The 26,782-nt window shown below is 67.9% G+C and carries 24 protein-coding genes and 2 tRNA genes; 12 read left to right on the forward strand and 14 right to left on the reverse strand.

The features are described 5' to 3' along the window. Nucleotides 1-108: 108 nt before the first annotated feature. Complete coding sequence (locus DNK54_RS12440; RefSeq protein WP_110207291.1) at nucleotides 109-789, reverse strand: hypothetical protein; 681 nt, start codon at nucleotides 787-789, stop codon at nucleotides 109-111. Next, nucleotides 786-1,376: an RNA polymerase sigma factor gene (locus tag DNK54_RS12445; protein WP_110207292.1), complete on the reverse strand. Its 591-nt coding sequence runs from the start codon at nucleotides 1,374-1,376 to the stop codon at nucleotides 786-788. Before DNK54_RS12445 ends, DNK54_RS12440 begins: the two co-directional genes overlap by 4 nt. A 132-nt stretch (nucleotides 1,377-1,508) precedes the next feature. On the opposite strand from DNK54_RS12445, the gene DNK54_RS12450 reads away from it, so the two are divergent. Together DNK54_RS12450 and DNK54_RS12455 are read left to right on the forward strand one after the other, a co-directional pair. Beyond that, the gene (locus tag DNK54_RS12450) at nucleotides 1,509-2,507 is read left to right on the forward strand and encodes an ATP-binding cassette domain-containing protein (RefSeq protein WP_110207293.1); all 999 of its coding nucleotides are present in this window, start codon (nucleotides 1,509-1,511) and stop codon (nucleotides 2,505-2,507) included. Further along, nucleotides 2,507-3,343 carry an ABC transporter permease gene (locus DNK54_RS12455; protein WP_110207294.1) on the forward strand — a complete coding sequence of 279 codons (837 nt, stop codon included), beginning with the start codon at nucleotides 2,507-2,509 and terminating at the stop codon, nucleotides 3,341-3,343. The genes DNK54_RS12450 and DNK54_RS12455 overlap by 1 nt, the downstream gene beginning before the upstream one ends. On the opposite strand, the gene DNK54_RS12460 is transcribed toward DNK54_RS12455, so the two are convergent. After that, on the reverse strand, nucleotides 3,325-6,426 hold the full coding sequence (locus DNK54_RS12460; protein ID WP_110207295.1) for an AfsR/SARP family transcriptional regulator: 3,102 nt from the start codon (nucleotides 6,424-6,426) through the stop codon (nucleotides 3,325-3,327). The two genes, DNK54_RS12455 and DNK54_RS12460, sit on opposite strands and share 19 nt — an antisense overlap. A gap of 297 nt (nucleotides 6,427-6,723) precedes the next feature. Here DNK54_RS12460 and DNK54_RS12465 point away from each other — a divergent pair, with 297 nt between their 5' ends. Next, the gene (locus tag DNK54_RS12465; RefSeq protein ID WP_110207509.1) at nucleotides 6,724-6,948 is read left to right on the forward strand and encodes a ribbon-helix-helix domain-containing protein; all 225 of its coding nucleotides are present in this window, start codon (nucleotides 6,724-6,726) and stop codon (nucleotides 6,946-6,948) included. Next, the gene (locus DNK54_RS12470; protein WP_110207296.1) at nucleotides 6,948-7,265 is read left to right on the forward strand and encodes a type II toxin-antitoxin system PemK/MazF family toxin; all 318 of its coding nucleotides are present in this window, start codon (nucleotides 6,948-6,950) and stop codon (nucleotides 7,263-7,265) included. Before DNK54_RS12465 ends, DNK54_RS12470 begins: the two co-directional genes overlap by 1 nt. A gap of 87 nt (nucleotides 7,266-7,352) precedes the next feature. On the opposite strand, the gene DNK54_RS12475 is transcribed toward DNK54_RS12470, so the two are convergent. Further along, a complete protein-coding gene (locus DNK54_RS12475; RefSeq protein ID WP_204164567.1) occupies nucleotides 7,353-8,771 on the reverse strand; it encodes a hypothetical protein in 1,419 nt (472 codons plus the stop codon). Nucleotides 8,772-8,955: 184 nt separating this feature from the next. Between DNK54_RS12475 and DNK54_RS12480 the strand changes: the two genes are divergently transcribed. Further along, the gene (locus tag DNK54_RS12480; RefSeq protein ID WP_110207297.1) at nucleotides 8,956-9,282 is read left to right on the forward strand and encodes a nucleotide pyrophosphohydrolase; all 327 of its coding nucleotides are present in this window, start codon (nucleotides 8,956-8,958) and stop codon (nucleotides 9,280-9,282) included. Further along, nucleotides 9,263-10,978: a DUF2075 domain-containing protein gene (locus DNK54_RS12485; protein WP_110207298.1), complete on the forward strand. Its 1,716-nt coding sequence runs from the start codon at nucleotides 9,263-9,265 to the stop codon at nucleotides 10,976-10,978. Before DNK54_RS12480 ends, DNK54_RS12485 begins: the two co-directional genes overlap by 20 nt. 113 nt (nucleotides 10,979-11,091) lie before the next feature. Here DNK54_RS12485 and DNK54_RS21125 read toward each other — a convergent pair whose 3' ends face one another. The 5 genes from DNK54_RS21125 to DNK54_RS12505 all read right to left on the reverse strand — a co-directional run bounded on the left by DNK54_RS21125 (nucleotide 11,092) and on the right by DNK54_RS12505 (nucleotide 13,412). After that, nucleotides 11,092-11,601 carry a hypothetical protein gene (locus DNK54_RS21125; RefSeq protein ID WP_162602435.1) on the reverse strand — a complete coding sequence of 170 codons (510 nt, stop codon included), beginning with the start codon at nucleotides 11,599-11,601 and terminating at the stop codon, nucleotides 11,092-11,094. 11 nt (nucleotides 11,602-11,612) lie between these two features. Continuing rightward, a complete protein-coding gene (locus DNK54_RS12495) occupies nucleotides 11,613-12,758 on the reverse strand; it encodes a helix-turn-helix domain-containing protein (protein ID WP_110207300.1) in 1,146 nt (381 codons plus the stop codon). A gap of 113 nt (nucleotides 12,759-12,871) precedes the next feature. Beyond that, entirely contained in the window at nucleotides 12,872-13,195 is a 324-nt protein-coding gene (locus DNK54_RS12500; RefSeq protein WP_204164568.1) for a hypothetical protein, read from the reverse strand. Nucleotides 13,196-13,252: 57 nt separating this feature from the next. Beyond that, nucleotides 13,253-13,338, reverse strand: a tRNA-His gene (locus DNK54_RS21130). Between the two features lie 2 nt (nucleotides 13,339-13,340). Further along, nucleotides 13,341-13,412: transfer RNA gene (locus DNK54_RS12505), tRNA-Arg, on the reverse strand. 298 nt (nucleotides 13,413-13,710) lie between these two features. On the opposite strand from DNK54_RS12505, the gene DNK54_RS12510 reads away from it, so the two are divergent. Then, a complete protein-coding gene (locus DNK54_RS12510) occupies nucleotides 13,711-13,935 on the forward strand; it encodes a hypothetical protein (protein WP_110207301.1) in 225 nt (74 codons plus the stop codon). A 247-nt stretch (nucleotides 13,936-14,182) separates the two neighbouring features. Here the strand turns inward: DNK54_RS12510 and DNK54_RS21805 are convergent, their stop codons facing one another. From DNK54_RS21805 to DNK54_RS12520, 3 genes are all read right to left on the reverse strand, one after another. Continuing rightward, nucleotides 14,183-14,689, reverse strand: a complete 507-nt coding sequence (locus DNK54_RS21805; protein WP_110207302.1) for a mismatch-specific DNA-glycosylase — start codon at nucleotides 14,687-14,689, stop codon at nucleotides 14,183-14,185. Between the two features lie 154 nt (nucleotides 14,690-14,843). Beyond that, entirely contained in the window at nucleotides 14,844-15,827 is a 984-nt protein-coding gene (locus DNK54_RS21135; RefSeq protein WP_162602436.1) for a hypothetical protein, read from the reverse strand. A 313-nt stretch (nucleotides 15,828-16,140) separates the two neighbouring features. Further along, nucleotides 16,141-16,968: a nuclease-related domain-containing protein gene (locus tag DNK54_RS12520; protein ID WP_204164569.1), complete on the reverse strand. Its 828-nt coding sequence runs from the start codon at nucleotides 16,966-16,968 to the stop codon at nucleotides 16,141-16,143. A 283-nt stretch (nucleotides 16,969-17,251) separates the two neighbouring features. Between DNK54_RS12520 and DNK54_RS12525 the strand changes: the two genes are divergently transcribed. From DNK54_RS12525 to DNK54_RS12540, 5 genes are all read left to right on the forward strand, one after another. Further along, on the forward strand, nucleotides 17,252-18,289 hold the full coding sequence (locus DNK54_RS12525; RefSeq protein WP_110207303.1) for an AraC family transcriptional regulator: 1,038 nt from the start codon (nucleotides 17,252-17,254) through the stop codon (nucleotides 18,287-18,289). A 125-nt stretch (nucleotides 18,290-18,414) separates the two neighbouring features. Beyond that, nucleotides 18,415-19,812, forward strand: coding sequence for an MFS transporter (locus tag DNK54_RS12530; RefSeq protein WP_204164570.1), 1,398 nt, complete (start codon nucleotides 18,415-18,417; stop codon nucleotides 19,810-19,812). A gap of 3 nt (nucleotides 19,813-19,815) precedes the next feature. After that, nucleotides 19,816-21,330 (forward strand): serine hydrolase domain-containing protein, encoded by a 1,515-nt coding sequence (locus tag DNK54_RS12535; RefSeq protein WP_110207304.1) that lies wholly within the window; start codon nucleotides 19,816-19,818, stop codon nucleotides 21,328-21,330. Between the two features lie 5 nt (nucleotides 21,331-21,335). Further along, nucleotides 21,336-21,953 carry a hypothetical protein gene (locus DNK54_RS21140; RefSeq protein ID WP_162602437.1) on the forward strand — a complete coding sequence of 206 codons (618 nt, stop codon included), beginning with the start codon at nucleotides 21,336-21,338 and terminating at the stop codon, nucleotides 21,951-21,953. 78 nt (nucleotides 21,954-22,031) lie between these two features. Then, nucleotides 22,032-23,765 carry an AMP-binding protein gene (locus DNK54_RS12540; protein WP_110207305.1) on the forward strand — a complete coding sequence of 578 codons (1,734 nt, stop codon included), beginning with the start codon at nucleotides 22,032-22,034 and terminating at the stop codon, nucleotides 23,763-23,765. Between the two features lie 2 nt (nucleotides 23,766-23,767). On the opposite strand, the gene DNK54_RS12545 is transcribed toward DNK54_RS12540, so the two are convergent. Together DNK54_RS12545 and DNK54_RS12550 are read right to left on the reverse strand one after the other, a co-directional pair. Continuing rightward, nucleotides 23,768-25,108 carry a Fic family protein gene (locus DNK54_RS12545; RefSeq protein WP_110207306.1) on the reverse strand — a complete coding sequence of 447 codons (1,341 nt, stop codon included), beginning with the start codon at nucleotides 25,106-25,108 and terminating at the stop codon, nucleotides 23,768-23,770. A gap of 100 nt (nucleotides 25,109-25,208) precedes the next feature. Next, entirely contained in the window at nucleotides 25,209-26,738 is a 1,530-nt protein-coding gene (locus DNK54_RS12550) for an acyl-CoA synthetase (RefSeq protein ID WP_110207307.1), read from the reverse strand. Nucleotides 26,739-26,782 lie beyond the last annotated feature (44 nt).

Below are 26,782 nucleotides of genomic sequence, written 5' to 3' on the forward strand. Positions count from 1 at the left end.
GCTCCCGGAGCGTGGCACCGGCCCGGACCAGCGCGACGGCGTGCGCTCCAGGAGCTCCGGCTCCCGCAACGCACGACGTCCGAGGGTCAGCGCTGAGTCAATGCTGGGTCAGCACTGGGGGTCGTCCCAGGCCACCATGACCGCCGCCCAGTCGTCGGTGTCTCCGGCGGTGCGGATGGTGAGGGTGGAGTCTGAGGCGACCGCGGCGGCGGAGAGGCGGAAGGTGATGCCGCCGTCGCGCATCTCCACGCCGATACCGCCGCAGGGCAGCTCGTCCCTCGGCGCCGGCGTGCCCTCCTCGATCGTTCCTGCGCCGTCGTCGGTGCGCGTGTCGAGGCGCGGGCCGTCGCCCTCCTCGGTCCGGGTCTCGAAGCGCGGGCCGTCACCGTCCGCGCCTCCGCTGGCACGACCCTCGCCCTCCGGGACCGGCTCCGTGGTGAACCACGACGGGTCGGCCTCATAGCTGACGTCGGCGTCGACACCGTGCTCGGCCAACGCCTTCTCCAGCCCCTCGGCATCCTTCATGCTCGCGATGGTGACGACGATGTCGCCGTTCGACTTCTCCACGACGGCGAAGGCTGCGTCGGGCCGCATGAGCAGCAATCCGAGGGTGACGGCGAGGGCAGCGCCGAGCGAGGCGCCCGCGGCGGCGACGCGGCGGCGTACTCGGGAGCGACGAGGAGCGGGCGTCTGGCCGCGCAGGGCAACCTCGTGGCGGAGCTCGGTGAGCAGCGACTGCTCGAACGTGTCGAGTGGGCGGTCCTGGGCGGACGCGCGGTGGGGAGTCATGACGGAACCTCCGAGGTGACGGCAGCCTCCACCGGGAGGTGGGTGGGCTGCAGATGGGATTGGACCAGGCGCCGACCGCGGTGCAGCCGGACCCGCGCGGTGCCCGGCTTCACCCCCAGTACGGCGGCTGCTTCGTTGACCGACAACCCGTCGACCGCGACCATCTCGACCAGGGCCCGGTCCCGTCGGGAGAGGACGTCGAGCGCGGCGTAGAGGCGCCGCGTCTCCCGTTCTGCGTCCAGCCGCTCCTCGACCCGGGCGAGGGCGTCGGCATCGAGGAGGCGCCGCCCGGCCACCCGCCGTGCGAGCTCCCTTTGTCGCCCCTGCCGGCGGAACTCCGACCCGATGACGTTGCGAGCGATCCCCGTCAGCCAGCCCGCAGGGCTGCCGCGGTCGGGTCGGTACCCGCCGGCCGCGTCGATCGCGGCCAGGAAGATGTCGGCAGTGAGATCAGCCGCGAGATGAGGATCCGCGACCCGGCGGGCGACGAAGCGCTGCACCGCCTCGAGATGCTCGCGATAGAAGGCCTCGAACACGTCCGGATCGGTGGAGATCCGAGCGACATCGGAGGGTTCGTTGTCGGTCATGTCCCCTCTTGGCTTCCGGCGCCGTCGACGTTACAGGGGTGCGGTGAAGCCGCGCCGAAACCGTCGTGAAACCACGGCCGTCGAGAGTCGTTCCATGAGACCGGGTCGATCCCCGGTCAGGAAGGACCGACCATGACTGCCACCACCGCAGTACACGCATCAGGCCTGGTGAAGGCCTTCGGCGCCAAGGGGGCGCCCACCGTCCGTGCCGTCGACGGGATCGACCTCGAGATCCGCCGCGGCGAGATCTACGGAGTGCTGGGGCCCAACGGCGCCGGCAAGACCACCACGCTGCGCATGCTTGCCACGCTCCTGCCGATCGACGCCGGCTCCGCGGAGATCTTCGGGGTCGACGTACGTCGTGAGCCGCACCGGATCCGTCAGCTCGTCGGCGTCACCGGGCAGTACGCCTCGGTCGACGAGAACCTCACCGGCACGGAGAACCTCGTGCTCTTCGCCCGGCTGCTCGGGCAGTCCACCCCGCAAGCCCGTCGTACGGCGGCAGACCTGTTGGAGCGCTTCGGCCTCGAGGAGGCCGCCGACCGCCAGATCCAGAACTTCTCCGGCGGCATGCGCCGGAGGCTGGACCTCGCTGCGTCGCTGATCGCCCGCCCGCCGCTGATCTTCCTCGACGAGCCGACCACGGGTCTCGACCCGCGCACCCGCGGGCAGATGTGGGAGACGATCCGTGAGCTGGTGGCGCAGGGGGCGACGATCCTGCTCACCACGCAGTACCTCGACGAGGCCGACCAGCTGGCCGACCGGATCGCGGTGATCGATCGCGGCCGCAAGGTCGCCGAGGGCACCCCCGACCAGCTCAAGCAGAGCGTCGGCAGCTCCACGTTGCACCTGCGCGTCGCCGACCGTGCCGAGGCCTCCCGGGCTGCCGGCATCGTCGAGCGGGTGCTGGGCGAGGCGCCGGTGCTGACCCCGGAGGCCGGTGGTCTCCATGTCGCGCTGACCGACGCCAACCAGACCGCCGACGTCCTCATCGCCCTGCGGGAAGGCGTCGTGGACATCACCACGGCCTCGGTCCGCCAGCCCACGCTCGACGAGGTCTTCCTGACGCTCACCGGGCACCACGCCGAGGACGGCTCCGAGGCCGCCTCCACGACCGAGGAGGTGGCGTGATGACGCTGCTCACCGACACTCCCGTGGCCACCGCGCAGGTGGCTGCCGCCGACCGGCCGCTCCCGGCCCGACCGTCGCTGCGGGCGACTTTCGACCAGACCTTGGCGATGGCCTGGCGGGCGACGAAGAAGATGCGCCGCAACCCGGAGCAGTTCTTCGACGTCACCATCCAGCCGGTGCTCTTCACCGCGATGTTCGCCTACATCTTCGGCGGCGCCATCTCCGGATCGGTGGCGAGCTACCTGCCGCTGATCATCCCGGGCATCCTCGCCCAGACCGCGCTGACCGCCTGTATGGCGACCGGCATCCAGATGCGTGAAGACATGGACAAGGGGGTCTTCGACCGGTTCAAGTCGCTGCCGATCGCACGGATCGCACCGCTCGCCGGGCCCATGCTGGCCGACCTGGTGCGCTACGGCACGGCCGCCACGATCACCATCGGCGTCGGCTTGGCGATGGGCTACCGCCCGGGCGGCGGCGTGCTCGGGGTGCTGGCCGGGTGGGCGCTGACGATCGTCGCCGGGTGGTCGCTCTCGTGGATCTTCGCCTGGCTCGGCACGGTTGCCCGCTCCGCCCAGGCGGTGCAGGGGATCGGCATGATGATCATGTTCCCGCTGACCTTCCTCTCCAACGCATTCGTGCCGATGGAGACGCTGCCCGGCTGGCTGGAGGCGTTCGTGCGGATCAACCCGGTCTCCCACGTGGTGACCGCGGTCCGGGACCTGATGAACGACGGTGCCGTCACCGGCGAGGTCGGCTGGGCGCTGGTCGGCTGCATCGCGGTGGTGCTGATCTTCGCGCCGTTGGCGGTGCGCAGCTACTCCCGCAAGATGTGACCCACTGCGGCGCGGGCCTGGTCGAGGAGATCGGGTCCGCGCCGGTCGCCGTACTCGCTCTGCAGGGTGGCGACCAGACCGGGGACCCGTGCCTCGCAGAGGCTGACGATTCGCTCCCAGCGCATCGTGGGTGCGGAGCGGTGGTAGCCGAAGCGGTCGGCCAGCACGAGCAGCCGAACGGCGTCCGCCGCCGGGCGGTCCTGCTTGAGCAACGCCCAGATGCCCAGGCCGAAGAGCACCAGGCCCGCGACCGGGTAGTCCATGAACGGGCGGGTCGGCTGCAACGCCAGCTCGGCCTTGGCGGCGAGCGCGGCGTGCAGGTCGGCACCATCGTCACCGTCGGCGTACTGGGCGAAGACCGAGAGCGCCGTGGCGTCGCCGAAGATCGACCACGGGGTGAGGAGCTCGTCGTTGCCGGGCAGGCGTACGGCGCGGGTCGCCTCGGCTGCCTCTCGCTCGAGACGCAGCGCCCCCGGGATGTCGCCGCGGGCCAGGGCGAGCTGGGCGCGCGTGGTCAGGCCGGCGATCTCGGCGGCCGGGGTGCCGCGCACGGAGGAACGGCCGATCTCCTCGGTGAGCCGCTCGGCCGTGTCGATGTCGCCGCGCATCAGGCAGGCGGTGGCGAGGACCGCGCGGGACTGGATGGCGTCGTCGACGGCGCCGAGCCGGTCGAGCACCGGCAGTGCTGCGTGTGCGTGCTCGGCAGCCAGGTCGAGGTCGCCGAACTGGGCGTGCAGCCCGGAGAGCTCGGTGTCGAGCATCGCCCGTCGCCACGGTCCCTCGTCGCCGGGCGCCAAGGTGCGCGCTCGCTGCGCAGCGTCGATCGCGGCGGCGGGATCGCCGTAGTTCTCCCGCTCGTGGGCGAGGAACTGCAGCGCGATGCTGCGGACCCGGTCATCGGGATGCCCGGTCAACGCGTCGATCTCGTCGGGGGTCTGGGCGAGCATCACGGTGGTGAGCGCGCGCACCGAGGGGGCGGTCGAGTCCGGGCCGAGTTCGCGGAGCCGGGCGACCAGAGGCTCGGTGATGTCGGGCGAGGCGATCCGTGAGTTGAAGAGCGCGACGCAGAGGGCGCCACGCAAGGTGTCGGCGAGCTCAGGCGGGTGTGCCCAGTCGGTGATCGCGTCGACGAAGGCGGGAGTGATGGTCATGCCACGGAAGTGGTCTCCGCTGATCGCCCAGTAGCCGCCGAGCGCGGAGAAGAGCACTGCTGCGGCGCCCGGGTCGGGCGCGGCGATCGCCTCGCGCAGGATGTCGGCGAGATTGGTGTCCTCCGCGCGCAGGTCGTCCATCGCCTCGACCTGCACCGGGGTGAAGAGCCGCCGTCCGTGTCGGTCGGCGTACCCGACGGCCCAGGCACGCAGGGCGGCGTCGACCTCCGCGCTCTCGCCGGCGGTCTCACGCTGCAGCCGCCCGAACTCCCGGACCGTCTCGAGCATCCGGAACCTCGTGCCGTGGTCGGTGTCGGCGACGACGAGGAGCGACTGCTCGACCAGCTCCTCCACGGCCTCAAGCGCGTCGCGTCCGAGTACGGCGTCGGCCGCGTCGAGGGTGAAGCCGTCGTGGAAGGCGGAGAGGAAGCGCAGCGCCCGGCGCTCGCGCTCGGCCAGCAGCGCCCACGACCAGTCGATGACCGCGAGCAGCGTGCGGTGCCGGTCCGGCGCGCTGCGGTCGCCGCCGCGCAACAGCGCGAACCGGTCGTCGAGCCGTCGGGCGATCTCCGCGGGCCGCATCACCCGGACCTTCGCGGCAGCGAGCTCGATGGCCAGGGGCAGTCCGTCGAGACGGTCGGTGACGGCACGGATGTCGTCGTCGACCAGAGGCACGCCCGGGCGGGCCGCCTCGGCACGGGCCCGGAAGAGCGCCACCGCGTCGCTGCTGCCCAGGTGGGGGAGGAGATGGACGTGCTCGGCCGCAATCGCGAGGGGTGCGCGGGTCGTGGTGAGCACCCGCAGCTCACGGGTGGTCGCCACAAGGAAGGCGACCAGGTCGGCTACCGCGTCCACGATGTGCTCGCAGTTGTCGAGCACGAGCAGGGTGGGAGCCTGGTCGAGCTGCTGGGCGATCCGTGCCCGCACGTCGGCACGCTGCTCGGGGGTGAGCGCGCGCCGGCCGCTGACCGAGTCGCGCACCCCGAGCACGGAGCCGAGCTCCCCGACCAGGTCTTCGGGCGCGGTGACGCCGACGAGCTCGACGAAGTGCACCACCGGCTGGCCGGCATCGCGCGCCACGGCGTGGGCGAGTCGGGTCTTCCCGAGACCCCCCGGGCCGACGATCGAGACCACGCGCGCGGTGGTGAGCATCCCGCTGAGGGCACGCAGGTCCGCAGCTCGGCCGAGAAGTGGTGAGGCGTCGTACCGGAGGCCCTCGCGGATGGGCCGGTCGAGGGCGAGCAGTTCGCGGTGGATCCGCTGGAGCTCCGGCCCTGGGTCGGTGCCGAGCCGCTCGGCGAGGTCGGAGCGGTGGGACTCGTAGCGGTCGAGTGCGGCCGCGGGGCCGCGGGCGGCGGCGAGGGCGTGCAGGAGGTCGGCGAGCAGGGGCTCGTCGTCGCGCCGGCTCTGGGCGATGGCTTCAAGGTCGGGGAGCGCCTCTGCCGCGCGGCCGGTGCGGGCCAGCGCTCGCGCCCTGGTCTCGCGGGCGGCGCGGTGGTCGCGCGCGGCGCCCGCCAGGAGATCGCCGAGGGGGCCGTCCGGCGCATCGGGGATGCCATCGGCGGTGAGCGCGAGTGCGGCCTCGGCGTGGGTCAGCGCGGTGGTCGGATCAGAGCTGTGCCGGGCGCGCTCGGACTCCTGGCGGAGATGTGTGACGTCGACCTGCTCGGCGGTGAGCGCCAGCCGGTAGCCGTCGCCGTCGGTGCCCAGCCGCTCGGAGCCGATGACCGCGCGTACCCGCGAGACCAGCACCTGGAGGGCCTTGCCGGGGTTGGCGGGTACGTCGTCACCCCAGACCTGGGAGATCAGACGGTCCGCGCTCACCGTGCGCCCGGCAAGAGCCAGGGCCGCCAGCAGCGCCTGTGCTCGTTCGCCCGGGACGGGTCGTCCCTGCCAGCGCACCCCGTCGAGGAACGTCAGCAGGATCGGCACGTGGGCGAGTCTACGGAGCCGCTGCTCGACAGAACCCGATGACGAGGGTCTCTTCGCGCCCGCCGTCGAGGTCGAGGGAGTTCCCGAGGAGGAGGACCTGGACCTCGCCGGCGTCGGTGACCGGGCGGAGCTCGACCCCGCCGACCAAGAAGCAGACGCCTGTCGAGGTCGAGAAGTTCTAGCTACCGCCAGCCGCCATGCTCGAACCTGTGGATCGTCGGTTGTGTGGTGCCCATGTTGCGGAGCACGATCACGAAAGTCGGAGGCCGTGAATCCCAGATTGGTACCATCGTGAACGTGAGCACCCAGATCGCCGTACGTCTGCCCGACAGCCTGGTCGCGTGGATCGACGAGCAGGTGGCTGCCGGTGGGCGATCACGTGCGGCGGTGACTGCGAAGGCGCTACGCCGCTATCAGCGGCAACTTGCCGCTGAACGGGATGCGCAGATCTACCTCGAGACGGGCGGCTACCCAGATCTTGAAGGGATGCACGAGGGGCGCGTTGATCTGGACCTCGACTGATGCGTCCGATCCACCTCGCCAGGATCGACAAGACCCGACCGGTGGTCGTGCTCACCCGCGCACGTGTGCGTGACTCGATGGCTACCGTGACCATCGCACCTATCACTTCGACGGTGCGTGGCCTGAGTACTGAGGTGGCCGTTGGTCGACGCAACGGTCTGGACCATGAATCCGCCATCTCGTGTGACAACGTCACGAGCATCCCGGCCCGCGATCTGGGACGTCACCTCGGGCACCTGCTCCCCGAGCAGGAGGTGGAACTCGCGGCCGCGCTGGTCAACGCGTTCGATCTGAAGGTTGAGGAGCTGGAGGTCTGACTCGTCGCGCCCTCGATGCGCTTTTCCGTCGCGACCGGGTCGCCTAGCGCGCTCCATCGCGCTGCCGTCATCTCGAAACTGTTGCCTTCACACGTCGCCGGTGGTGTCGACCACCGTGTCCGTGGGTGTGACCTGATTCTGGGCACTGACAGCGGGACGATGATCCGGCTCGTCCTGCGAGGAGTAGTCCGTGGATGAGAGCGACGAAGGAATCTCCGTATCGATACCCTTCGCATCCGAGTCGATGGGCCTGAGCCTAGGTGGCGCTGCCGACCATCCCCGAAGTGATCCGAGGACATCGACGTAGAAGGTGTCGATCGAGTCGAGTACCGAATCGATGAAGGCTCCGCGGCCCCGCCCCCGCTTTGATCCCAAGGTGCTGGTCGCGGCGATGCGGAACGTCTTGATCTCTCGACCCGAGTCATCAACCAGGCTGCGCGGGTCCTCTCTTACTGCGCTGAGAAGCTCCGCGGCCGCTGAGCCGCGTCCGCGCACAACGAACGATTCGACACGGATGGAGTCCGGTGTTGTCTTGAGTTGGCGGACCAACCAGTTCACGCGCGTGGTGGGGCGGCCTTCGCGAGGCGCGTCGACATCGACGTGGCAGGTCACCTGTGACGCCCGGAGGTCGGCTGTGACAACGATGTCGCCGACCGTGTCGGGAACTCGAATGGATCCTGAGAGGACACCGTTCTGACACAGGCTTGCTGTCAGGCCTTGCGCCCGCAACGCCGGGTCGGCCAACTCCTTTCTGCTGAGGGCGGGCATGACCTCGGTTCCGAGTTGCCGGCCGAGTTGCAGGCTGGCGAATCGGAGAAGGGCATCGAAGCGCGCTACGACCTCGGCAATGCCCTTGTCGGTCGGTCGTAGGGTGCCGGCTGTAACGGCGTCTCGCACCGATACCCAGGACTCGCCCATGTCATCGAACTCAAGGGCACCTGACTTCCTGTGCTCGAGGTAGCGAATGAGTTCGCCGAGAATCCATGCCTGGTCTGGGTCGGCTACGCCGCGGAACTCCTTTTGCATCACGGCATCCGCGAGGATGCGCGACCACGACACATGGTGGAGGTCGACCTTCCTCAGCTTTCGCTTGTCGACCTTGGTTGGGTGCTGTCCTGGCAGCGCAGGGATCTCGTTGGAGATCGTGATGACCGCGTCGAAGCTCTGCTCACGGGCGATGTCGAGATATGACTCGATCTGCTCGGGAGTCAGCTTGTTCGAGCCAGTCTTGACCTCGACGAGAGCGGTCCAGGTCTTCGATCCCCGAGACACCTTGATGAGCCCATCGGGGTACAGCCGACGCTCGCCGAGGATGAATGGCACTTCGATGTAGCACTCCATGGAGCCGGCGGGCGCCCCGAACGGCTTGACGAAACCGCGGCCGAACTCTTTGACGGCGCCCAGCACCGCTAAGAGAGCAGAAGTGGCCCTCCGCTCCTGCTCCTCCGCCCCGTTGATACCGGAGGTAGGAATCAGTCGGGCTTCGTGCCAGGACTCCTCGCTCATCTCACGCTCCCCGTGGTCCGCTGCGTACACGACGGTTGATACTCGCCGAGGCTAGCCGCGGTCGTCGTCCGAAGGGCCGAAACGAGGATGTTCGCGCTGATCCTCGGGTGCCTGTGCGCTTCTACGCCGTTTTCAGGCGGAGTTCTGACGCCACGCGACGAGCGCTCCGTCTACTGTTCTGCGCATGGCTTCCGACGTCGTTCTCCAAGCGTTGCGGCAGTTCGTGGCTGAACGCGATTGGGCGCAGTTCCACGCTCCGGCCAACCTCGCCAAGTCCATCAGTATCGAGGCCGGAGAGTTGCTGGAGTGCTTCCAGTGGTCCGACGACGGCGATGCCCCCCGGGTGCAGGAAGAACTGGCCGATGTCCTTACCTATTGCCTCCTGCTGGCAGACAAACTGGACGTGGATGCCGACGAGATCGTGATGCAGAAGCTTGCGACGACGAAGTCGAAGTACCCGGCAGAGAAGGCGCGTGGTCGGAGCACCAAATATGACCAGCTTCCGGATTGAGTCACTCCGGCTGGAGCGCGGCGAGGTGGGTTCGTGGAGTCGACTTCATGAACAGCATCGCGACTGGCCGGTGGTCTACACGCTCAACGACGACGCTGAGCTCTACGTCGGTGAGTCGGTCGATGCGACCTCGCGCTTGCGTCAGCACCTGGATGGCGTGAAGAAGGCGCACCTAGGTGAGGCTCGGGTCATCATCGATGACTCCTTCAACAAGTCGGCATGCCTGGACCTGGAGTCCTACCTGATCGGATTGTTCGCGGGGGAGGGGCGCTACAAGGTGCTCAACATCCAGACCAGCGGCGGGTCCGGCAACTACTACCAGCGTGAGAACTACCGCGAGCGCTTCCGGGAGATCTTCGAGAAGCTGCGCGCCGAAGGTCTCTTCGCCACGACGATCGAGCAGATCGAGAACTCTGATCTCTACAAGCTGTCACCGTTCAAGACGTTGACCGACGAGCAGGGCGATGCTGTCATCGCGATCGTCCAGAGTCTCCTCGAGGACCTTCGGCAAGGTCCCGGAGGCACCCTGGTGATCGAGGGTGGTCCGGGAACGGGCAAGACCGTTGTGGCCGTCTTCCTGACCAAGCTGCTTGCCGACTTGGGCGCGTGGGACGGTGAGCAACTGGAGAACGAGTCGGTCCTTGCCGGGCTCTTCACGACTGAGAACTCCGCAACGCTTCGTGGGCTGCGAGTGGGCGTTGTCGTGCCGCAGCAGTCCCTTCGATCCTCGATCCAGGCCGTCTTTGCGCGCACGCCCGGGCTCGGCGGCGTACGAGTGATGTCGCCGTTCGATGTGGGCAAGAGCGACCAGACCTGGGATCTGCTGATCGTCGACGAGGCGCATCGGCTCAACCAGCGTTCGAACCAGACGTCAGCCCAGAAGAACCGCGAGTTCAAGGAGATCAACGAGAAGCTCTTCGGGTTCGACGACCCGAGCAAGAACCAGTGGGACTGGGTTCGGGAGATGAGCCACCAGCAGTTGCTGTTGATCGACATCCTGCAACGGGTACGCCCAGCCGATCTGTCGCCGGTTGTGCTGGCCGACCTCGTCTCCGGCGCCGAAGCACGTGGCCGGCTGCACGTGCTCACCTCGCAACTGCGCATGCGGGCAGGTGAAGACTACGTCGAATACGTCCGGCGGGTCCTCGGGCCGGAGCCGCCTCAGCGTCGCCTTGATTTCGGTGAGTACGACGTCCGGTTCTTCGACAGCGTCGCCGAGATGCAGGCGGCGATTGTTGAGCGCGACTTTGAGACGGGGCTGGCGCGCCTGATTGCTGGCTATGCCTGGCCCTGGAACAGCAAGAAGGACAAGAGCCGGGTCGACATCACCGTCGAGGATGAGGGTCTCGGCCTGCGTTGGAACAGCAAGGTGGTCGACTGGGTCGACTCGCCCAACTCCCTGGCTGAGGTCGGCTCGATCCACACGATCCAGGGCTATGACCTCAACTACGCTGGCGTGATCATCGGACGAGACCTCCGGCTCGACCCCGCAACGGGCAGCCTGGTCTTCGACCGCAAGCACTACTTCGACACGAAGGGTAAGCAGAACAACCCCGGGCAGAAGCTCACCGACGACGACCTGCTTGCCTACGTGGTGAACATCTACCGTGTGCTTCTCACTCGCGGGATCCGCGGCACGTATCTCTATGTCGTAGACCGCCCGCTTCGTGAGTACCTGCGCAACTACTTCGTGTGACTTCTCCCAGACTCGACCGACACACCTCGCCTTTGGGCAGTGACGTTGCCAGCAATCGCTGCGCCAAGGGCCGGCACTGTGAGGAGGTTGGTCCGGCGGCTATCTGAGAACGGTCAACCGATCGACATGGATTTGTACCAGTCCTGGTAGGTGCCTGGCGGAAGGCCGCGAGGCTCCCAGCCGGCACGACTCACCATGCGCTGGCTGGGTTCGTTGCGGTCATGGATCCGCCCGGTCAGCACCACCTGCGCGCAGCCCGCCGTGGCGTGCTTGAGGGTCGCGGCTTCTGCCTCGGCAAGGAGGGCATCCGCGAGCTTGCCACCCTGACCTCGCGCGTCGAGCGAGACGGCAGCCACCGCGTGGTGCGCAATGAGGAGGTCGCCCTCTGTCTCGAACTGCAGGTGTGCTGCGGCGTGGACCTCGCCCGCGCTGCATGCCAGCAAGGCCACGTCGCCGGGGCGCAGGGTTTGTGAGAGGCGACGCAGTAGGGTCTGCGCTTCTCGCTCCCAGGGCCGGGGATGCGGCAGCTTCCGGTGGCCCGCGGTGCGTGGGTGTTCGGTTGTGCAGGTGAAAGCTTCGAGACGCCGCGCGTCCGTGCGTGTCGTGATCAGCTCCCACGACAAATGCCTCGCGTTCAACGCTCGGTGGAGCCCGCGACGATGGAGCGCCATTCGGCAGCGGTCGGCCGATCGGCCGTGATCCGAGCCAGAATTACCGCCGCGTCCTCGTCGATGGGCTCTGGGAACTCCAGGTCATCGACCGGGACCTCGAGTGCCCACGCGAGCAGGACCGGCGACGCTGCTCCGCGTTCGGTCTGGTCCTGAAGCGCGGAGAGCAGCGACAGCGGGAACCGGCGAGCCGAGGAAGCCTGCTCGCGTTCCATGATCGGGTCGTGCTTTTCTCCCGAGGGGAGAGCGTGCAGGTTGTCGCGCAGCAGCCGCGGCGTGGTGAGCAGGAGTGCTTCGCCGACCTCGAGCGCGGGCCGCAGTCCCGCGGTGCGGAGTTGGTTCCTGATCGCCTCGGTCGAGACTCCGAGCTCCCAGATCATGGCGGCCACTGCCGTTGCGTCGGTCGCGTTGGCGATCCGGTGGAGCGCTGCACTAGGGAGCAGGAGATCGGCCGCGAACCGATCTGCCTCCTTCTCCTCACGCTGGACCGGCTGGCGCCCATCGCGTGGTGAATGGTGGTCGAGCGCGAGATGGCCGAGTTCGTGGGCCAATGACCAGTTGCTGCGGAACCAGCTCGACTGCGTCGCCAGCACGACGACTCCGCGTTCGCCGATGCGCAGGGAGTAGTCGGTCTTCAGCCCGGGGATGCGGATCACGTCGATGCCGAGCCGCGTCTCGGAGGTGTCGGCGAACTCGCGCACGAAGGAGGAGCCGAGTAGTCCGCGAAGCTCTCCAGGGGAGGCGGGCAGCTTGGAGGACGCCGGGGGACCCTGGGGGAAAGCGGCGCGATAGACGGCAACGATCTGGTCGAGAATCGCCTGGTCGTCGGTGCGGCCGTCGTTCACGCGCTCTCGCCGCTGCGCGTCCCACGAGTGCCGGGCGGCGACCGAGACCTTGAGCGGGTCGGCCTGGCCGGTGATGAGCCAGTGGGTGTCGACGCCCAGGACCGAGGCGATCGCCGCCACCTCGACGGCGGAGAGTCCGCGCTGGCCGTTGAGTGCCCGCGACAGAGCGTCGGGTGTCATGCCCACCTGCTGAGCTAGCGCCCGCTGGCTCAGGCCGTGCGGCATCCCGCGCCGGATGCGGCGACCCACGTCGGTCATCGACTCCATGCTTTCGATCCTATCCACGGTCGTTGGGAATTTCCCAACGGCTCAGTGTGTCAACAGGGTCCGACATTAATGATGGGTGTGGGCGAGGGGCAGAACCCCTCGCCCACACCCGGTCACCAACCCCAGTGCCGACGCTGGGCGCTGATCGCCCACCTGGAGATCGCCTCGCGGTCGGCGTACTCCGGCAGGGGCGTACGTCCCTCGTTGAGGAGCGCGCGCACCTCGACTTCGAGCCGAGCGATCTCGGCGGAGACCTCCGCCTTCGACACTTCACCCCGCTTCACCGCGAGGACCCGCTGACGGTGTTCGTAGGGCAGCGGCAGCGTGAGGTGGCCGGTCGCCGCGATCTCGTGACCCTGATGGGCAAGACGCAGTGCATGGCTGCCGTACTTCACGTCCCAGCCGTACTTCGCGATCAGCTCGGGGCGGTTCGGCACGTGCGGGGTCGCCGTACTCGACGTTGGGTGCGGTGCTCATGACTTCCTTCCTTGGTGTGGGGTGACCGGCGGGAGTCGAACCCGCTCCACCCGTGAGGGAACCTGGGCCACAACCAGGCGAGCCGCCGTTGCTCATCGGTCACAGTGCCCTCGGGAAGAGTCGAACTTCCGTCTCCGGTTTCGTAGACCGGCGTCGTATCCGTTGGACCACGAGGGCAGGAGGATGCGCGCAATCCCAGGGATGCGCGCGGCGATCAGCGCAACGTCAGTGTGCGTCTGCGGATCGCAGATAGGCCGGGCACGCAGTCACGAACCGCGTACCGGCGCCACCGCGCGGGTGTCGGTATGCGTGCTGGGTGATCGTCACTGCCCTGTCCCTGTCCACTGCCCGGCCCGGTCGCCGGAGTCGCCTACCGTACGGCGCCCGCTGGTCGGGGTGCCAGTCGTTTTTGGTTGCGCGCGTGTGGCTCTCTCGGGTCATGTCGCGCTCGGTGTGGTCGTGTCAGGCTCCCGCTATGGACGACGAACCGGAGTACGGGCCGGTAGAGATGCTCCGGAGCGCGCGCCTGCATCTGGAGATCTACGACGGCTTCGTTGCACTTTTCGACAGCCCACACGCCATGCTGGACGTAGTCCTCGGCGCAGAGGAAATTGAGCACGCCATGCAGTTGCTCTGCGACAACTTCGACATCAACCTGACTCAAGCCGACGCTGTGCTGTCTTCGCCGTTCTCCGCCTGACGACTCGCCGCCGCAAAGTTGTTCACCAGAGTCGAGCTGCGACCCTCGCTAATATCGCCGAGTTTGAGGCAGAGCTGGCTGTATCCGGAGGGGAGCCAACGGCGGGTCCCTGACGTGTTCAGGACCGCGAGGCTCTGGCTGGATGTGTGTTGCCCGCGGCGGGATGACGCGCCTCAGGTCCTAGGGAACTGCAGCGTCGCCGAGTTCCTCGCGCCACTGACGTCTGATGAGCCCCACAGTTCTGGGTTTAGCGAACCGCTTGGCGGAGGAGCGTCCACCAGCGGAGCTTGTCGACGTATGTCATCGTGGCGTGTGCACTGCTGCTGTTTGGCACGACGAAGACCCGACTGGGACCTATGTCCCAAGGCTGCTCACCAAGAACCACGTCCTTGGGTCGGCTAGCGCCGAGTTGCCTAGCCGCCGCTCGACCCGCGTTCAGGCCATTGAAAGCGACCCACTGCGGTGCAGCTGCGATGAGGTGGGCAGCCACCTCGTTCGCACCCCCAAAGTCCAGCCCACGGTCGTGACTCTGGGCGATGCCCTTTACAAGGTCAGTTATGCCGATGCCGTATGAGGGCAGCGAGGCGTCTTCTTCAGGGGCAAGACGGATAGGGGTGAAGCCAGCCTCGTGCAAAAGTTGCCAGAACCGGTTGCCCCTACCCGAGTAGTAATGCCCGCGCTCGGCTGATGCTGTCGCCACTGCGGTTCCGCAGAAGACCACGCTCAGTCCTGAGCGAAGAAGATCGGGAAGCACTCGGCCATTGTTGCCGAGGCCACGCTCGGCGCGGCCCGCGCTCTATGCGGCGGAGTGGGCTAGGAGGCCCTGTTCGCGCGGTGCCTTTGCACCCGCGCCTCACCGGTGCTCTCCAGATGATCGGGTGCAGCAGATGACAGTGCCTGGTGACCTGTCAGCATCCGGCCCGATAGTCGCTGAGATGGACGGTTGGGGCGCCAGGAGGCCCAAACTTGCTGTCCGGTGCGGCCTTCGCGACCAGATCGCGGACTAGCTGCTCATCGGTGGTGCCGGTACGAACTCTCACGTGTATCCCGCCAGCCAGCCTGTGTGCCGGCCCGACTTGGAAGCCGCGCCGTACGAGTCGTCGCTGTAGCCGGTGCAGTTGCTTGTCAGGGGCGATCACATGCATGAAGGTCTGCTGTGAGGCTCCCTCGCCAGCCGGCCTAGCGAGACGAGTATGTGAGATTCGGCGCCATCGAACGGCCACGGCACCGATCACAGAATCGGTTCGGACCGCGTAGCGTCGAGCTACATCTGCGAACGTCCGCGGTCCAGGTTGTTCAGTCAATGCCTCCAACGCAGAGCGCTGCCGTTTCTGCTCCTGAACAAGCCGGTCCGTTGAAGCCTTGATCTCCTTGGCGATGTCGCGGAGTGAGCCGTCGTGGCGCGCCACGGATTCCCTGAAACTCTCGAAATCGATCGTGAACTGTGACGTCGCGGTCGGACCAGCGGGACCAACGCAGTCGATCGTGACCGTGTGCGCCAGCGGCGACGGGAGGTTGACCAGATCGGCCGCGTTCCCCAGTGTCCAGGCGTACTCGCGACCGGGCGCGACAGATGGCAGACCTCGCTCAAGTCGCTCGTGCATACGCTGGACGTAGCGCGCCTCCCTCGTGGCCGTCTGCGGGAACGGTGGGTCGACGGTGACGACTACGTTCCGCGCGACAGTCGGGCCCGAATTTCCAATGGCAAACTCCAAGTTCCAACCGTTGGCAGTTTGGACTCGGACATCGGCCCAAATGTAGGGGGCTGCCGCAGCTGCGGCGATCTCTCGTTGCAGGATCGTCTGCTTCTTCATCTCCCGCACTTGGAACCAGATGAAGAGCGCCGAGGCAAGAGTCGCTGCGGCCGCCGCTGCGGCAATCGTTGTCCCCATGAGCGCAACCTAGCTTTGATTGCATGCGGCCCTGAGCGCGACCGTTGGTGGCGCCCTCGGACACGAGCGCGGAAGAAGTCTGCGACTACCCGCGTCGAAGTGCGCTCCGAGACGATGTTCGACGATGAGGGCCGATCACTGAGCCCAAGCGACGAGGGCGCAGAGCCGTTGTCGGGTGCTTCGGCTGGCGTGTCGATGGGCCTATCTCCGGGAAGTCTCCCGCGGCGGGGACGTCCTGCGCGCGGACAAGAAGGCGACTGCCATACCGCTGCGAACGGAGCCGGATTGACGTGGCCAGAGGGAGCCCCGAAACTCACGCCTGTGCCAGCGCCGTACCAAGAGCCTGATGCACCGATGCGATCACCCCGCCGTACGCACCGTCTGCAGCAAGTCGTGGGTAGAGCCGCTTGGGCCACAGTACGTCGACGTCGCGGGTGGTGAAGGCGCCGCCGAGGAGGGGCCAGTCTGCTTCGATGAAGCAGAGGACGCCGGTGACGGGGACGTCGTCGCCGACGATGCGGCGTACGAGGTCGACCTGCTTGAGGACTCCGTCGACGAGCTTGGTGCGGTCGCGGGTGCCGACCATCAGCTTCTCCGTGCGGGGACGAAGGAGCCCGCCCTCGACCTTCAGGTGCGGGCGGCCGCGGTAACGCTTCGCGTCGATCACGTACACCCCGGTCGGGGTGACCGCGAGGTGGTCGATGTTGGCCTTCGTGCCGGGGATCCGTCTGTCGTGGAGCACCCGCAGGTTCTCGTTGCTCAGCTCGGTGAGTCGGGCGCCGAGGCGCTCCTCGCCGAGGGCACCGGTGTCCCACGCCTTCGTCGACTGTGGATCGTCGCTGAGCGCCAGGATCAGGCCGCCGAGCCTCGGGTGCTTGGTGCGGATTCGCTCCTCCCGCTTCGCCTGTCTGCGCTCGTACTCGCGGCGTGCGGATCCGCCGGGCACACCGGGGTCGATGGTCGCTGCTTCGGCGGATGCGGGCGGAGTGACTCCATTGCTCGCCGGACAGGTCAGGCAGCGGACCGTCTTCGTGCTGCGTTCGTAGACCGCCTCGGTGCGCGCCGGCAGCTCGCTTCCGCACAACCGGCAGGTGCCGGCGTACCGAAGTCGCATCTGCTTCTCGTCGTTCGGAGCGTCCATGCCCGGACCGTAGCCACGCCGAGGCGGCCGTGGCTCGGGTTCGTGCCAGCTCTGACCGATCGGAGGATCACAGGAAAGCGCCCGCCACGGACCCCGTCCTGGTGCCGCGCGAACTGATCGAGAGGTGGCCCGCGAGGGCACGAGAAACTTCGATAGTAGGACATCCTACTAAATCTGGAAAGTCGGTGCTCACGGGCGCGAAAAGCCGTAGCCTCGACGCTTCTGAGACGTTGGTGCGGCTACCCACGAACGTGGGTTGCCAGGCGCACCACACTTGCTGAAAATGCGCGAGGTCAGGACCACCTGGGGGTCGATCGACGTGTCACTTAAGGACGCGCTGCTACTGGATGCCGACGGGGCACCCACGAAGCGGCATCTCGTGTTGGAGTCGCGTGATTGGGACGAGATCCGCACGAACACCGACCAGGTCTACATGCCTTTCCGGGTCTGCGGCAGCAGCACCGGGACGCCTTGGTCGACCAACTACACGGCGTCTGTCGGCCCCTTCGTGCTGAGCCGCTTCCGGTACGGCGCCCACGTCGACCTCGAGGACTTCGAGCCCGCGTCGGGGCGCGGCATCGTGCTGACCCAGGTCGCCGGCCGGGTGCGCCACCAGGGCGACGTCGTCACCGACGCCGGGGAGAGCTTCGCCGTGGACGTGAGCCGGTGCCGCTACTGGCTGAGCGCGGAGCCGGAACACGACCAGCTCAACCTCACGTTCCGCCATCAGGACCTCGCCGACCTGCACGTGCGATGGTTCGGCAGCAGCGCCCCGCCCCGGCTGTGGGAGCTGGCCTTCCAGTTCGGTGGCCCCGGGGCCAGCTGGCTCACGCTGCTCGACTACGCGGCGCGTGGAATCGCCGAGCTCCCCGACGAGATGGAATCAGGTGCCCTCGGGCCCCGGGTCGCTGAGATGATCGGCGTGCACCTGCTGACCGAGTGGCGCCGCCATTGCGGCGAGGTCGCCGGGCCGTCGGCCGCGCCGGCGCCGCGCTACGTCGTCAAGGCCGAATCCTTCATGCGTGAGCACGCCAGCGCCGCGCCCACACTCACCGAGGTCGCGGACGCCGTCGGGGTGAGCGTGCGCGCGCTCACCCTCGCCTTCCGGCGCTACCGCGACCAGTCTCCGATCGCCTTCCTGCGCGACCTGCGGATGGAGGGCGTCCGCGCTGACCTGCTTGCGGCCGACCCTGGCTCCACCGTGTCGTCGGTCATTGCCGGCTGGGGCTACGTCAACCACGGGGTGTTCGCGCGCTCCTACGAGCAGCGCTTCGGCGAACTGCCGTCGGCAACGCTCGGGCGCGCCTCGACACTGGGCTGAGGCGGGGCGCGGGCGAACTCTGCCCTTCCGAGACGGAACTGTGCCCGACGGAAGTGGTGGGCATCACATCGGGATTTCTAGCGTGAGTCTCCGTCAGCGCCAGCGTGTCCCGAGGAGGAACGCCCGTGAGTACCGAGCTCGCTCCCCCACTCGAAGCCCCACCTGCCCCACCGCCTGAGGCGGCGGCGGTCTCCACCGCCAAACTGCGCCGCGTGGCGCTCGCCAGCTGTGCTGGCACCACCATCGAGTTCTACGACTTCTTCATCTACGGAACCGCGGCGGCTCTGGTCTTCCCGACGGTCTTCTTCCCGGCCCTGGGTACGGCGGCCGGCACGGTCGCCTCGTTCGCGACCTTCGCCGTCGCCTTCGGTGCCCGGCCGCTCGGTGCCGTGTTGTTCGGCCACTACGGCGACCGGCTCGGTCGCAAGAAGACACTGATCAGCACGCTGCTGCTGATGGGCGTGGCGACCTTCCTCATCGGATGCCTGCCGTCGGCGGCAAGCATCGGGGTCGCTGCCCCGATCGCCTTGGTGGTGCTCCGCATCGCGCAAGGTCTCGCAGTTGGCGGCGAGTGGGCGGGGGCCACGCTCCTCGCGGCGGAGTACGCGCCTCCGGGGCGCCGGGGTCTCTTCGCGACGTTCCCGCAGCTTGGTCCGGCCCTTGCTTTCGCGCTCTCCAGCGGCACCTTCCTGATCGTGAACCAGGCTGTCGGCGAGACCTCCGGAGCGTTCCTCGACTGGGGCTGGCGAGTGCCCTTCCTCGGTAGCGCGCTGCTGGTCCTGATCGGGCTCTACGTGCGCCTCGCGGTCGAGGAGACGCCCGTCTTCAAGGACGTGGTCGACCAACGCCCGGTCCAGAGCACGAAGCGGAAGGCTCCGATCGTGGAGACCTTCCGCCGGCAGTGGCGTGAGGTCTTCATCGCGGCTGGCTCCCTCGCGATGCTGTTCGCCTTCTTCTACATCGGCACCGCATTCCTCACCTCCTACGGCGCGACCGCCATGGGCCTCAGCCGGGGCACGCTGCTGACGATCGGCCTGCTCTCAAGCAGCGTCTTCGGAGCCTCCATCGTGCTCTCCGGGATCTACAGCGACCGGGTCGGTCGCGTGAAGGTCGTACGAGGCGCCTGCTACGCCGCGCTGCCCTGGGGGCTGGTGCTGTTCACCATCCTCGACAGCCATTCGACCGTCGCCTTTGCGATCGGACTGATCGGCACCCTGGCGATCTTCGGCACGGCGTACGGACCGGCAGGAGCGCTGCTCCCTGAGCTGTTCGACGCCGAGTACCGCTACACCGGCGCGGGGATCGCCTACAACCTGGCCGGGGTGCTCGGCGGGGCGACCGCGCCTCTGCTTGCGGCCGACCTCGTCCCGAAGTACGGCGGCGACGCAGTCGGACTGATGCTCGCGGTGTTTGCCGCGATCTCGCTCGTCTGCACCCTGCTGCTGCCCGAGACCAGCCGGCGCTCCGTCGCCGTCGTCTCCACCGCCCCCGCCGTCGCGGCGGACCACGACAGAGAAGAGTGACCCATGAAGTACCTCTCCCGGACGCGCACCGTCCTTGCTGCAACCCTGCTGACCGGCACGGCCGCACTCGCTGTCGTCCAGCCGCTCAGCGGTGGCGCGAACGGCGCTGCGCCGTCGATCGCGGCCGAGCGAGCCGCGGCACCCCAGAAGACCTGCCGGATGACCCGGACGGGCGAGTACCCCCGGGCCCGGGCCGACGAGGTCGGCCTCGACCCGGCGCTCGTCGCCAAGGCAGCCAGGTACTGGACCTCAACCGGCTCCGAGACCGTCAAGATCTTCAAGAACGGCTGCCTGATCCAAGAAGGTGGTCTCGACAAGGTCTTCGACCGCATCCCACGGCTCAACTGGAGCCAGACCAAGACAGTGACCGCGCTCGTCGCCGGCGTGGCGGTGAGCCAGGGACTGATCTCGGTCGACGAACCGATCGGCAAGTACCTGCCGCCTGGGCTCGGCGACGCCGTGCATCGCTCGGTCACGATCCGCGAGGTCCTCAACATGACCACGGGCTACCGGATGAACTGGGTGCGGGGCCTCAACCTCGTCGGCGACATGTCCCGGGTGCGGGGCATCATGGCGGCCGAGCAGGTGCACAAGCCGGGCACCTACTACGAGTACGACCAGGACACGCCCTCGATCGTCACCTACGTCGTGCAGCGAGCGATCTGGAAGAAGCTTGACCCGAAGCTCGACTTCCAGGAGTGGGCCCAGCGCGAGTTCTTCAACAAGCTCGGCATCCCGAAGTCGGCGTACTTCTGGCAGCGCGACCGGTCAGGCAACACGCTCGGGTACTCGCAACTGTTCCTTCGGCCGCTCGAGTTCGGCCGGTTCGGTGAGCTGATGCTCCGCAACGGCGTCTACCAGGGCGTCCGGATCATCGACTCCCGCTACATGCGCGAGCTCCGCACCGGTGCGACCTCACGCAAGGGCGCGAGCGTGAACTGCGGCTACGGCTACATGACCTGGCTCAACAGCTGTAGGCCGGGTCAGAAGCAGGTCAACCTCTCGCTCTTCGCGCGTCGTGAGATCAGCCCGACCCGCCCCTGGATCGCCTCGGCGCCCCGGGACATGTACTACTCGTGGGGACTGCACGGGCAGCACGTATTCGTCATCCCGAGCCTCGACATGGTCGTGACCCGCAGCGGCGAGGTGCCACCTGACGCCATCGAGGGTCTGCTGCACGTCGACCCGGACGCGGCCCTGGCGGGACGTCACAAGGGCGGCTACTTCAAGTTCTTCCGGATCCTGATGAACTCGGTCCGCACCATGCCGGCGGGCGTCGACATCGCCCAGCCGACCGGGGCCTACAAGTGGACGCCGAGCCTCGACTTCGATCCGGACTTGTTCATCTACCCGATCGACGCGCCGCTCGGCTCCTACCTGGGCATTGGCAAGGAGGCGCCCATCGGCTGCACGCTCCTGGCGTGCAAGGGCGAGCCGAACGACGGCCTCAAGTGGGTCCTCGACGTCCCGCGTGTGGCGCCCGGGATCCTCGGCCTCGACCGCCGTCCGAACGGCTGATCTCGATGACTCTGCATCGTGATCCCGGACCGAACCCTGGGCCGGACGCCCACCGGGTCCCGTCGCGTCAGGCTCTGCTGCTCTCCGCCTGGCTGGTCGCCTGTGCAGTCGGTGTGTCGGCGGCGATCGACGGCGCTCGTGCTTTCGAGGCGCCTAGCCAACCACCGGCAGCCGCCGGGCAGCCAGTCGCCCGGGACGCTGGCGCAGACGACGCTGGCGCGGACGACGCCGGTGCCGAGGACGCTGGTGCCGAGGAGCCCGCGGCGCAGTCCGACCGGCTCTCGGCCGTCGAGCGACGCAGGCTGGCTGCCTGGGAGGCGTACGTCGAGTCTCTCCTCGACAAGAGGGCGGAGAAGTCGATCGTGGTCCGCAGCCCGGAGCGCGGGCGGGCTCAGGAATCGGCTCCTCCCGCCGGGCCGGCGGGAGTTCCCGGGCCTGATCCTGTGCCGCCGGCACCTGCGCCGCCGACGCCCGCACCGCCAGCACCTGAGCCGCCGACGCCTGCACCGCCAGCTCCCGAGCCACCAGCACCTGAGCCGCCGACACCTGGTGACGAGCCACCAGCTGGTCTCCTGACGCTGGTCACCGGTCTGCTTGAGGGCGTGTTGGGCCTGCTGCGCTGACCCCCTGCCCCGAACCCGGTGCTGCGCCTCCCTCGGGAGGTGCAGCACTGGGCCCCTTCGCCCCAGATTGAGGAAGATATGAGCACCACCAGAGCCGCCACCACTGCACTTCGCGAGGCACGCGACCGCCTCCGCTCCTTGCGCACGTCGTACGACGAGGCGGTCGCAGGGTTCGCCTGGCCGGAGGTCGGATCGACGTTCAACTTCGTGCACGACTGGTTCGACGCGTACGCGCGGGGCAACGACCGGCCGGGCCTGGTGATCGTGGAGGAGGACGGTCGTCGGGCGTCGTACTCGTTCGGGGAGCTGGTGACACGGTCTGAACAGGTCGCGCAGCACCTGTCCGCACTGGGTGTGCGGGCAGGTGACAGCGTGGTCGTGATGCTGGGCAACCAGGTCGAGCTGTGGGAGTCGATGCTGGCGCTGATCCGGCTGGGTGCGGTGATCATGCCGACCACGACGGCGGTCGGGCCCGCGGAGCTGGTCGACCGGCTCGACCGAGGTGCCGCGCGGGCGGTGGTCTGCAACGCAGCAGATGCGGCGAAGTTCGACGAGGTGCCGGGGGCCTACCTGCGCGTTGCGGTCGGCGAGGCCCCCACAGGATGGGCGTCGTACGCCGCGGCGTACGACCGCGATGCCGGTGCGGTGGCAACGCTTGAGCATCCGGGCAACGGTAGTGACGACCGGCTGCTGCTCTACTTCACCTCGGGCACGACGTCACGACCGAAGCTGGTGGAGCACACCCACACGTCCTATCCCATCGGCCACTTGTCGACGATGTACTGGCTGGGACTGCAGCCCGGCGACGTGCACCTGAACATCTCCAGTCCTGGCTGGGCGAAGCACGCATGGTCGAACTTCTTCGCGCCGTGGCTGGCCGAGGCGACCGTGTTCGTCTACAACTATGCACGCTTCGACGCGATGGCCCTGCTCGGGCAGATCCGGACCGAGGGGGTGACCACGTTCTGCGCTCCACCGACCGTGTGGCGGATGCTGATCAACGCCGACCTGTCGGGCGGGCCGGGTGTGCTGCGCGAGGCGATCGCCGCCGGGGAACCGCTCAACCCGGAGGTGATCAGCCAGGTCGAGAGGCACTGGGGCCTGACGATCCGCGACGGCTTCGGGCAGACCGAGATGACTGCAGCGATCGCCAACGCGCCGGGCCAGCCGGTGAAGGCGGGCTCGATGGGGCGGCCGCTGCCGGGTGTGCCGATCGTGCTGGTCGACCCCGTCGAGGGTTCCGTCGTCGAGGGCGTAGGGGAGGGAGAGATCTGCCTCGATCTCTCCGTTCGTGACGGTGCCGGCCCGCTCACCCTCATGACCGGCTACCAGGGTGACGAGGAGAAGAACGCCGAGGCGATGGCGGGAGGCTTCTTCCACACGGGTGACGTCGCCTCGCGTGACGAGGAGGGCCAGATCACCTACGTCGGGCGCACCGATGACGTGTTCAAGGCCTCGGACTACAAGGTCAGCCCGTTCGAGCTGGAGTCCGTGCTGCTCGAGCACCCTGCGGTCGCCGAGGCCGCCGTGGTGCCAGCGCCAGACCCTGTGCGGCTGGCGGTCCCGAAGGCGTACGTCGCCCTGGTTCCCGGGCACGAGCCGACTGCGGAGACGGCCAAGTCGATCCTGCACTACGCGCGGGAGCACCTGGCGCCCTACCTGCGCGTACGCCGCCTTGAGTTCTACGAACTGCCGAAGACCATCTCGGGCAAGATCCGCCGAGTCGAGCTGCGCCAGCGCGAGAACGAGGTCGAGGGCAGCCGCCTGGACGGTGAGTACCGCGACGAGGACTTCCCCGACCTCAAGGGGTGATCTCAGTCTGTGTCGGCTCGCAACTGATCGGCGAGGTCGGGGGCCGGCCGCCAGGCGAAGTGCTTTCCCCGTCGTTGTTGTGTGAGGAGTCCGCGCTTGGCCAGGTCCGTCATGTCTTTGCGGGCTGTCTCCCCGGAGACATGGTGACTCATGGAATGCGAGTGGACCGTGTAGGCCGTGTCGGGATGGCGGAGTGCGTGCTCGAGGAGAGCCAACTGGCGGTGGTTGAACTCGGCGTGGCGGTCCGAGACGACGGCCTTCAGCTGCGACATTTCGCGGGTCTTCATGTCCAGGTAGTCGTGTAGGCCTTGAATAGCGCGGCTGATGATCCCCAAGTGGTAGATGAAGAAGTGGGTCAGATCCCCGTCATCGAGCTCGGTGAGCAGATACGACCGCGCATACTTGCTGGGGGCCCTCTTCAAGAGCCTGGAGACGGTGATGAACTCGGTCAACCAGAACCCTTCGCGCAGCATCACCCAGTAGAACGCGGCCCGTGCGGTCCGCCCGTTGCCGTCCTCGAAGTAGTGGTCGTACCCGAACATGAAGTGCACTGCGAGGGCGCGCAGCACCGGCGGAATGTAGGCGCCGTCGTGCTCTCCGTTGGCGAAGCGGCACAGACGCGCTAGGCGTTCCGAGAGCTCCTCGGCAGGCGGGGGGGAATGCAGAAGCAAGCCGTCGTGTGACCAGACGGAGACGCGATCGTCGTCCAACGTCTGCAAGCGCCCGGCAGCGTTGGGGTTATCCAACGTCCCTGCGGTGACCAAGCGGTGGAGCTCGAAGACACGCTCGGGCGTGATCTTTTCGTGGCGATGCTCACCGACGTACTGCATCGCTCGGTAGTTGTTGAGGATCATCCGTTCGCTGCGGTCGCGGGGGGCTCTGCCGCTCTTCAGGAGATCCTTCGCGACCCGCCGCGAGGTCGTTGCCCCCTCGAGTTGGCTGGAGGTGATCGCTTCTTCGATCAGTGAGCTGACAACGTATCGATTGCGCGTGGAGGGATTGGCGATGTCATCTTCCACGCCGATCTGACCGCTCGCTGTGCGCGTGATCCGGTCGACCGCTTCCAAGACCTCGTCGGCTAGCACGTAGCTGAATGCACGGTCATTCGACGTGCGGAGGAGATCGAGATGCCGCGCGGAATCTCGCCGCCGAAAGCGGATAACGGACCACCACTGCTCGTGGGTGTACGTGTCGGGGACCGGGCGGAACCGGAAGTCGTCCCAGGCTAGGTAGCGCCGTTCGTTGATACCGGTGACCCCTGTCAGCGCGTGCAGGAAGTCGACGGCAGACTCCCAAGTGGGCGCACCGGGGCCATCGGGCGGTGTCGGCGCGGGGAGGCGCATGGCTATCTCCAAGTGAACATGATTGTTGGAGCAACCTAGCTTGCTCCAAGCCTTGGAACAACTTGGAGCAACTTGGAGAACGGGGGATCAGGGCGTGGCCTCAGCCCTGCGCGGCGTACTCCTCGCGCAGCCTGCCCTTGACCATCTTGCCGGTGGGGGTGCGCGGGAGGCTGTCGCGGAAGTGGATCTCGCGGGGCACCTTGTAGTGCGCGATCCGCTCCCGCGCGTAGGCCGTCAGCTCACTGGCGAGCGCCCCGTCGGCGGCGACCTCAGGGGCGGGCTGCACGAACGCCACCACCCGCTCGCCCATCTCCTCGTCGGGCACGCCGATCACCGCGATGTCGGCGACGGCGGGGTGCAGGGTGAAGAGGTCCTCGATCTCCTGCGGATAGATGTTGACGCCGCCGCTGATGATCATGAACGCCTTGCGGTCGGTGAGGTAGAGGAAGCCTTCCTCGTCGAGGTAGCCGAGATCGCCGACCGTGGTCCAGCTCGGGTGCTCGGGGTGCTCGGTCGCCTTCGTCTTGGCCTCGTCGTTGTGATAGCTGAAGGTGCGGGCCTCGCGCTCGAAGTAGATGGTGCCGACCTCGCCGGTCGGCAGCTCCGCGCCGTCGTCGCCGACGATCCGCACCGTGCCGAGCAGCGACTGCCCGACCGATCCCGGGTGCTGGAGCCAGGTCGCCGAGTCGATCCGGGTGGCGCCGTTGGCCTCGGTCGAGGCGTAGTACTCCTCCAGGACCGGGCCGAGCCAGTCGATCATCCGCTGCTTGACGTCGACCGGGCACGGCGCCGCCGCATGCACCACGCACCGCAGGGTCGATACGTCGTACCGCTGGCGTACCTCGTCGGGCAGCTTCAGCAGTCGCACGAACATCGTGGGCACCATCTGCGTGTGCGTGACCCGGTACTTCTCGACGGCGGCGAGCGCGGCCTCGGCGTCGAACCGCTCCATCATCACCAGCGTGCCGCCGGTCGTGTGGATCACGCCGCCGAAACGCAGCGGTGCTGCGTGGTAGACCGGCGCGGGCGAGAGGTAGACCGTGTCGGTGTCGAAGCCGTACGCCGGCGCGAACATCAGCGGGTAGAGGTAACCGGGCTCGTCGACGGCGATCGGGGGAAGCGGCGGCTTGATCCCCTTCGGGCGGCCCGTGGTGCCGCTCGAGTAGAGCAGGTCGTCGCCGTGCGGCTGGGCCGCGAGCGGCGCGTCGCCGCCCGACTCCAGCGCAGCCTCGTAGTCGGCGTACCGGTCGATCTCGCCGCCGAAGACGAGCCGCACCGAGACGTCGACCTCGAGTCCCGCGACCATCTCGGCGAGCGCGCCCGAGACGACCAGGGCCTTCGCGCCGCAGTCGGTCACGATGTACGACGCCTCTGCTGCGGAGAGGTGGCTGTTGACCGCGGTGACGTAGAGGCCCGAGCGCAGCGCCGCCCAGTAGACCTCGTAGGTCTCGGGGCGGTTGTCGCTGATCATGGCGACGACGTCGCCGGTCTCCAGCCCCGCCTCGCGCAGGTGGTTGGCCAATCGCAGGCTGCGCTCGTCGAGCTCGGCGTAGGTGAGCACCTGACCGCTGCCCGCCATGATCAGCGCCGGCTTGTCAGGGGTGGTCGCGGCCCAGGTTCCCGGATACATGGCGCGACTCTCCCACCTGATGCGCGACCTGGGAAGGGCACGCG

It is taken from the genome of Nocardioides daejeonensis (assembly GCF_003194585.1).
Lineage (GTDB): Bacteria > Actinomycetota > Actinomycetes > Propionibacteriales > Nocardioidaceae > Nocardioides > Nocardioides daejeonensis.